6 protein-coding genes are annotated in these 6,896 nt (G+C 65.5%); 2 read left to right on the forward strand and 4 right to left on the reverse strand.

The features are described from left to right. Positions 1–130: 130 nt before the first annotated feature. Positions 131–868 carry a thermonuclease family protein gene (locus ELR45_RS07165; RefSeq protein ID WP_129664660.1) on the reverse strand — a complete coding sequence of 246 codons (738 nt, stop codon included), beginning with the start codon at positions 866–868 and terminating at the stop codon, positions 131–133. A 554-nt stretch (positions 869–1,422) separates the two neighbouring features. Here ELR45_RS07165 and ELR45_RS07170 point away from each other — a divergent pair. Further along, on the forward strand, positions 1,423–2,850 hold the full coding sequence (locus tag ELR45_RS07170) for an ATP-binding protein (protein ID WP_165367558.1): 1,428 nt from the start codon (positions 1,423–1,425) through the stop codon (positions 2,848–2,850). A 20-nt stretch (positions 2,851–2,870) separates the two neighbouring features. On the opposite strand, the gene ELR45_RS07175 is transcribed toward ELR45_RS07170, so the two are convergent. Continuing rightward, a complete protein-coding gene (locus ELR45_RS07175) occupies positions 2,871–3,557 on the reverse strand; it encodes an SDR family NAD(P)-dependent oxidoreductase (protein WP_129664664.1) in 687 nt (228 codons plus the stop codon). A gap of 149 nt (positions 3,558–3,706) precedes the next feature. Here ELR45_RS07175 and ELR45_RS07180 point away from each other — a divergent pair, with 149 nt between their 5' ends. Beyond that, entirely contained in the window at positions 3,707–4,567 is an 861-nt protein-coding gene (locus tag ELR45_RS07180; RefSeq protein ID WP_129664666.1) for a helix-turn-helix domain-containing protein, read from the forward strand. 91 nt (positions 4,568–4,658) lie between these two features. Here the strand turns inward: ELR45_RS07180 and ELR45_RS07185 are convergent, their stop codons facing one another. Together ELR45_RS07185 and ELR45_RS07190 are read right to left on the reverse strand one after the other, a co-directional pair. Then, positions 4,659–5,093: a nitroreductase/quinone reductase family protein gene (locus ELR45_RS07185; protein WP_129664668.1), complete on the reverse strand. Its 435-nt coding sequence runs from the start codon at positions 5,091–5,093 to the stop codon at positions 4,659–4,661. Between the two features lie 83 nt (positions 5,094–5,176). After that, positions 5,177–6,896, reverse strand: a 1,720-nt coding sequence (locus ELR45_RS07190) for an ATP-binding protein (RefSeq protein ID WP_240759254.1), incomplete at its 5' end; no start/stop codon positions are given.

Below are 6,896 nucleotides of genomic sequence, written 5' to 3' on the forward strand. Positions count from 1 at the left end.
CGAGGGCGCACCCCTCTGGCGCCTTCCCCGTCGTGTTGCCGGCCAAGTCCGACATTCCGGTGCTATTTATCTCGTACACGTCGGACACAACTCAGTCGTCGTCCGTACGCTGTGGCTTAGCCGTGGAGCATCATGACCAGCCGCAACCCGACCAGAACCCGATCGCCTCCCGGCGTGCTTGCTCCTCGGCAGGTTCGTACATGGCTGCAAGGCGTAGGTCCTCGTTCGCGTACCGCGGAGCCCAACGTGCGGCGCCTGCGCGTACGAGGATCGCTCCCACGTCGTCACCGTCGATCTCGACGGCTCGAAGCAATCGGTCGTAAGGATCGCGATCGGGGCCGTCCCTCGTCGGAATCAGCTCCACGGTCTGTCCGAGGATCAACTCCTCCGTGAAACGTGTCGCTTCGTCGAACCCGCAATCATCACGTTCCGGCGTGTCGATCTGCGGGGTTCGGATCCGCTCGACCACCCCGTCGGTGAACTCGACGTCGAACGTGTCGCCGTCGACGACATACACCACGACGGCATAGTCTCCATCTGGCCTTGCGCTCCCATCCTCCGGCTCGTTGTCGGGCTCTGCCTGATCGACTTCCGACCTGGGCGGTGAGGTCTGCTCCTCCGCCGACGAGCGAGGCACTTGCTCGGCCGCCGTGGTCTGCGGGGCCTTGGAGGTAGGCGACTCATCAGGCTCGACGAGCGAGCACCCCGCGGTCAACGCGATGAATACGCCTACGACGACGGCTCTCCGCAACTGCCCTGATACCCGCACCCCGCGCCCACGCCTCTGGTCATCGCCGCCATGAGTGTCAGGCGGACGCTGCCCGCCTCCACGGCGATCAGGCGCGGCCTCGCTGTCCCCGTCGTCCACGTTCCTCCCCCTGTGTGCCGTGTGGCGATCGCGAGAAACATTGATACCAACGACGTCGGACACAAGCCAGGGCCCAAGGTCCCGGCAACAGCCGTGGCCTCAGCGAGTCCAATGCCTCCTACTGCAAGTCTTGGTCAAGCCGGGCCCGGACCGCGTGGGCCCAGTTGAGATTCACTTTTGCTAGTTCGTCGATAGAAGCGCTGCTAGTTCGATGGTGAAATGCTGCTAGATCTGCTGTGCACGAACAAAACCGCTGGCCAGAGATGCACCTGTCTGCGAACGTAGACAATCTGAAGTGTCCACGTACGTAGACGGGAGAAGGTCCATAGCGAGCATCTCGGATTCGCGGCAGTTGGGTGCTGCCATGCGCGCCGAACGCAAGCGACGCGGGATGTCGTAAGTGTCGCTCGCGGCGCATGCTGGCGTATCTCGTGCGTAGCAGGTGGTGACCTCGTCGCCACCGACTCGGCGGATGTCTCTTCCTTTGGAGCCCGCAGCGTAACTGTACCTAGATACACTGTACTTAAGTACAGTCAATGGGGAAAGAGGCGCCGATGCGATTCGTTGGACGGTCTGCGGAGCTTGCTCGTCTTGACGCTGAGCTGGCTCGCGTCAAGAAGGGACACGCCAGGTTCATCGCCGTTCGGGGCAGGCGACAAGTGGGCAAGTCTCGCCTCCTGACCGAATGGCTGCGCCGGCGAGACGTCCCGCACGTCTACTACCAAGCTCTCGACAAACCCGTCGAGCGAGAGCTCGAGTCGTTCCGTGAAGCGGTTGCACGTTCCAGTTTCGAGCCCATCGCGGGGATCTCGCGGACCGGCATCACGTGGTCCTCCTGGGAGTCCGCTTTGTCGGTGTTGGAATACACGTCGGCGCCCGATCACCCCGATGACGTTCCCGCGGTGCTGGTGATCGACGAGTTGCCGTACATCCTCAGAAACGACGCGAGCTTCGAGGCCACACTGCAGGCGGCCTGGGACCATCGGCTCCAGCAGAAAAGGATATTGCTGATCGTCGTCGGCTCGGATCTGGCCATGATGGAAGCTCTCACGAGTTATGGCCGCCCTCTGTATAGCCGCGTCGACACCGAGCTGCGGGTCGATCCGCTCAACGTGGCCGACGCGGCAGAACTGCTGGACCTCGAGCCCGCCAAGGCCTTCGATACGTACCTGATGACGGGAGGCTTTCCGAAAGTTCTGGCTTCTCGCGCAGACCATCAATCCGCGCAGTCGTTCCTGGCCGAGGCGGTATCGGACGAGGCACATCCCCTCGTGTACACAGGCCAGCGGATGCTAGACGCCGAGTTCCCGCCAACCTCGTCGGCGCGCTCCGTTCTCAGCGCCATCGGTCACGGGGAGCGGACGTTCTCCCACATCCAGAGCAGAACCGGGTTGAGCGAGCGGTCGCTCGTGAACGCACTCAACCTCCTCAAAGACAAGCGCGTTGTCGCCGGTGAGGACCCACAGGCACTACGCGTCATCAAGGGACGGACTCGGTACCGCGTAGCGGACCCCTACCTACGGTTCTGGTTGTGTTTCTTGAGCGAGCGAGTCGACGACATCGCCCGTGGTCGAGGGGATCTGGTATCTGCGGATGTCGAGGCAGGATGGCGGAAATACTCTGGGGAAGCAGTCGAGCCGTTGGTCCGTGCCTCCATCGAGAGGATGCTGCCCGACGCCCGGTTTGGCGCCGCACGGTACGTGGGTTCGTACTGGGGGAGGGACAATCATCCTCAGGTAGACCTGGTTGGAACCGAGAAGCGAGACGGCAATCCTCACCTCAGTTTTGTCGGCTCGATCAAGTGGCGCGCCAACAAGCCGTTCACCGCTCGTGACGTCGACCAGCTCGACGAGCTGTCCCGCGCCACGCAGGGTTGGTCTCCGGAAGCGACCAGGATCGGTGTCTCCCGCACGGGATTCGCTGCCGACGCCGATCTCGACGTCGCGATGACGCCGGAGAATCTGCTTTCAGCCTGGTCGTAACTGGCTGTCTTCGTCTGCCCTTACCAGGGCAGCTCCCCGTTCTCGTCCTGGAAGGTTCCGGTTGGGCCGTCCGGGTCGAGAGTTGCCAGGCGCACGACGATTCTGGCGCTCTCCTCCGGTGATCTTCCGATTCCGAAGGCTGCGGTCATATCTGTAGCGGTGGTGCCGGGCTCGAGTGCGTTGAACTTGATGCCCGGCTGGGCCTTGGCGTACTGAACCGTCAGCATGGTGGCAGCTGATTTGGACGCAGCGTACAGCGCGAGCGGCAGGTGGAATTCCGGCCGATCGGGGTTGTTCACGGCCCAGAATGATCCGGCGCTGCTCGACACGGTGACCACGTTGGGGTTCGAAGACTTCCGCAGCAGGGGAAGCGCTGCCTCCGTGACGCGCACCATTCCGACCGCGTTGGTGTCGAAGACCCGGAGAGCCGTGGGGCCGTCGGTGGTTCCGTCCCCGAGGATGCCTGCGTTGTTCACCAGGACGTCGAGCCGCCCCTCGTCCGAACCGATCGTGGCGAGTGCGCCGTTCACCGACGCGTCGTCGGTCACATCGAGCTGCACGAATCGTGTGCCCAATGCCGCCGCGGCCTTCTCGCCCCGCTCGGCGTCACGTGTGCCGATGTAGACGACGTGGCCGAGCTCCTGAAGCTGCTTGGCTGTCTCGAATCCGATGCCTTTGTTGGCGCCGGTAATCAATGTGACGGTCATGTGTCTCCCCTAGAAATATGCGCCTCTAACAGGCTGTTAGGGACGCTATGCGCCGGTACTTGCCTCCACCAGAGCCCTCTCGAGCCGGGGGTGTGACAGGGCCCCCTCTACCCCGCGCCACCCACCTCACGAAGTCCTACGCTGGCGACATGAGCAAGACAACGAACGCCCTTGGCGCGTACCTGCGTGCTCGGCGTGAGCTAGTGACGCCTCAGCAGGCAGGCATTCCCGACGACGGTGTGAGGCGCGTGCCAGGCCTTCGGCGCGAGGAAGTCGCCATGCTCGCCGGCATCAGCGCCGACTACTACCTGCGGTTGGAGCGAGGCCGCGATCGCAACCCATCCGCGCAGGTGCTCGAGTCGATCGCTCGCGTGCTGCACCTCGACGACGACCACGTCGCGCATCTGCGGACGCTGGTTGCGCAGGCGCCCCGGCCGCGCAGACGCCGATCGCGCAAGGAGATCCCACCGCCGGGTGCGCTCAAGCTTTTGGACTCCCTCGCCCAGCCCGCATTCATCGAGGGACGGTACTTCGATGTGCTGGCCTCGAACGACCTCGCCAGAGCGCTCTCGCCCCGCCTCGCCGTAGGCGGCAATCAACTCAGGGATTTGTTCCTGGACCCGGCCGAGCAGGCTCTGTACCCGGATTGGCAAGACATGACGGAATGCCTCATCGCAAGCTTGCGGCAAGCCGTCGGCAACGACATCGACGATCCTCGCTTCATCGAGCTCACCGGAGAACTCTCGCTGGCCAGCTCCCGCTTCCGCCAACTCTGGGCTCGCTATGAAATACGCGGACAGCGCGGGACACAGATCCGACTCGATCACCCGCAGATCGGCGAGATGACCCTCAATCGAGAACGGCTGAGCATCGCCGGAACCGGGGACCAGATGCTGGTCGTGTACCACCCCGACGCCGGGTCCAGCGAGGCCGACAAGCTATCTCTCCTGGCTTCAGCGGGTCTACCTGCCTCGGACGCAAGACGAGAACTTCGGCAACCCAGCTCGTGAGACGGCCGGCGCCCCCTTCGGGCGAACCCATTCGATCAGGCTGCTGACGCTCCGGCCGGACGACCCATCCGCGCCGGTCTCTATGCGGTGACTACACGATTTCGAGGATCACCACAGGGATCTCGTGTGCGACGGCTTCCTGATGGCGCTCGAACACGGGTGCCTGAGTAACCATCTGCCGCCACAGCCGGGTTCGCTCCGGACCGTCGACAGTCCGGGCCCGGGCGGTGAACCGTTCGGCGCGGACCTGGACCTCGACCTCCGGATGGGCAAGCAGGTTGCGGTACCAGTGGGGCAGCGTCGAATCACCGAAGCGTGCGCCGCTCGCAACGAGCACGTAGCGGTCACCATCCCGTCCGAAGAAGAGCCCGGTCCGCCGCCGTTTCCCAGTGCTTCGGCCCACCGTGGTGAGCACCAAATTGGTGCTGCCTCCCTCGAGGTAGCCGTCGGCTCCATCGGTGGCGATATAACGACGGACGTGGTCGGCGACGGCGGTATCAGGGCTGTCGGTTACCTGTGCATGCATGTCGATTCCTCTCGTGTGCTCGTCGTCGGTGGTCGGCGACGCGGTATGAGTTCGACAATGCAGGGTGCGGCTTCGGATTTCCTTCAGACCGGCTTCGGGTCCGCAGCGCGCGGCCATCGTCCGTCCACCGCGGCCAGGCATTCCGCCAGGGTGGCGGTTAGGCCTTGCTCGAATGACGCGGTGAACTCTTCCGCGCCGAGGGCGGCCCGCAATGTTGTGGCGATGCGCTCCACGTCTGCGCGTTCGGCAGCCGGCAACGGTGCGCCGGTGGACTCGCGGACGGCATAGGCGGTGCCGAGCAGACTGGCCGCCCAGCTGGACAGCTCGCCCGTGCTCAGCGCACCGGCCAGCCCTTCCAACGCGAGAGCGACGGCCCTCGGGTCGCCGGTCCGGCGGGCCGCCGCCAGCCCGTCGAGATGCAACGAGAGCGCCTGGTCAGGATCACCGCGCTGCTCGGCGACGAATCCGAGCTCGGCCAGGATCAGCGCGGCTCCCGCGTCGGAGTCCATCTTCCGCTCCCAGTTGAGCACGGAACGCAGCAGCGACTCGGCTCTGTCGAGCTTGCTCTGCCGGCGAGCGGCCAGCGCGAGCCCCGTGTCGGCGAACGCCTCACCCATGACGTATCCGTGCTCGACCGCCTGGTCGCGGGCACGTTGATGCAGCTCTTCGGCCTGGGTGTAGTCGGCTTTCAACAGCGCCACCCGGCCCAGCGCGATGAGCTTGTCGCACACCTCGGTGCCCAAGCCCAGCTCCTCCGCCATCCGGAACCCGTCCCGATGCCAGCGGGCGGCGTCGTCGTATTCGCCGATGACCTGAGCCAACGAACCGAGAGCGAAGGAGGCGTGCAGCTGCCCCCACCGGTCGCCCAGTTCGGTGAAGAGTTCCATGCTCTTCTCGCCGTGCTCGCGTACCTGCGCTAGTTCGCCGCGGAGCAGCATCTGCTGGGCCAGCGTCCCGAGTGCCGCGGCGGTGCCCCATTGATCTCCGATGGCGCGGAACACCTCCAGGGCGTGCCTGGCCAGCTCCTCGGTAGCAGCCGCATCGCCGATGCCGATACGAGCGAAGCTGAGAAACCACTCGGCTCGCGCCCTCGCGGCCAGCGCTTCGAGATCATGTGGTTGTACGGACGGACGTGCACCGACGGGATCGGTGGACGCGTCGAGCAGGGCTGTCGGCTCGCCGAGCCGGAGCGTGAAGGCCGCGTACCAGGTGTGGGCCGTGCCGCGGGCCGACTCCAGCTCCGGGTCACCTGCCGGGATCGGCATTGAACGGGCGGTATCCAGCCACCGGCGGCCCTCACGGAACCTGCCCCGAAGCACCCAGTACCAGGCGGTGGCGTTGGCGAGGTGCAGGGCAGCCGCCGGGTCGGCGTCGCTGACCGAGCTGTCGAACGCGTGGCGGAGGTTGCCGAACTCGGTATCCAGCCGCGGCAGCCACTCGCGCTGGGCGGGGCTGCGCAGATGCGACCCGGCCACCGTGAGGAGCTCAAGGTAGTAGTGCCGATGCCGGTGCCGGATCTGCTCCGACTCGCCAGCGGCGTGCAACTGCTCGTCGGCGTAGGCAGCGACCGACTCCAGCAGCCGGTAGCGTGGCCCATCGCCGCTGGCGTCGTCGCTGACCACCACCAACGACCGATCGACCAGCTGGGACAGTACCTCGGCGACGTCCTCGGGGGCGACGCCGTCGCCCGCGCACACGGCCTCGGCGGCTCGCAGAGTACAGCCCTCGGCGTGCACCGCCAGGCGGCGAAGCACGGTCTGCTCCGCAGGCCCGAGCAAGCTCCAGCTCCACTCGATCATGGCG

The sequence above is a fragment of the Phytoactinopolyspora endophytica genome (assembly GCF_004138495.1).
GTDB lineage: Bacteria > Actinomycetota > Actinomycetes > Jiangellales > Jiangellaceae > Phytoactinopolyspora > Phytoactinopolyspora endophytica.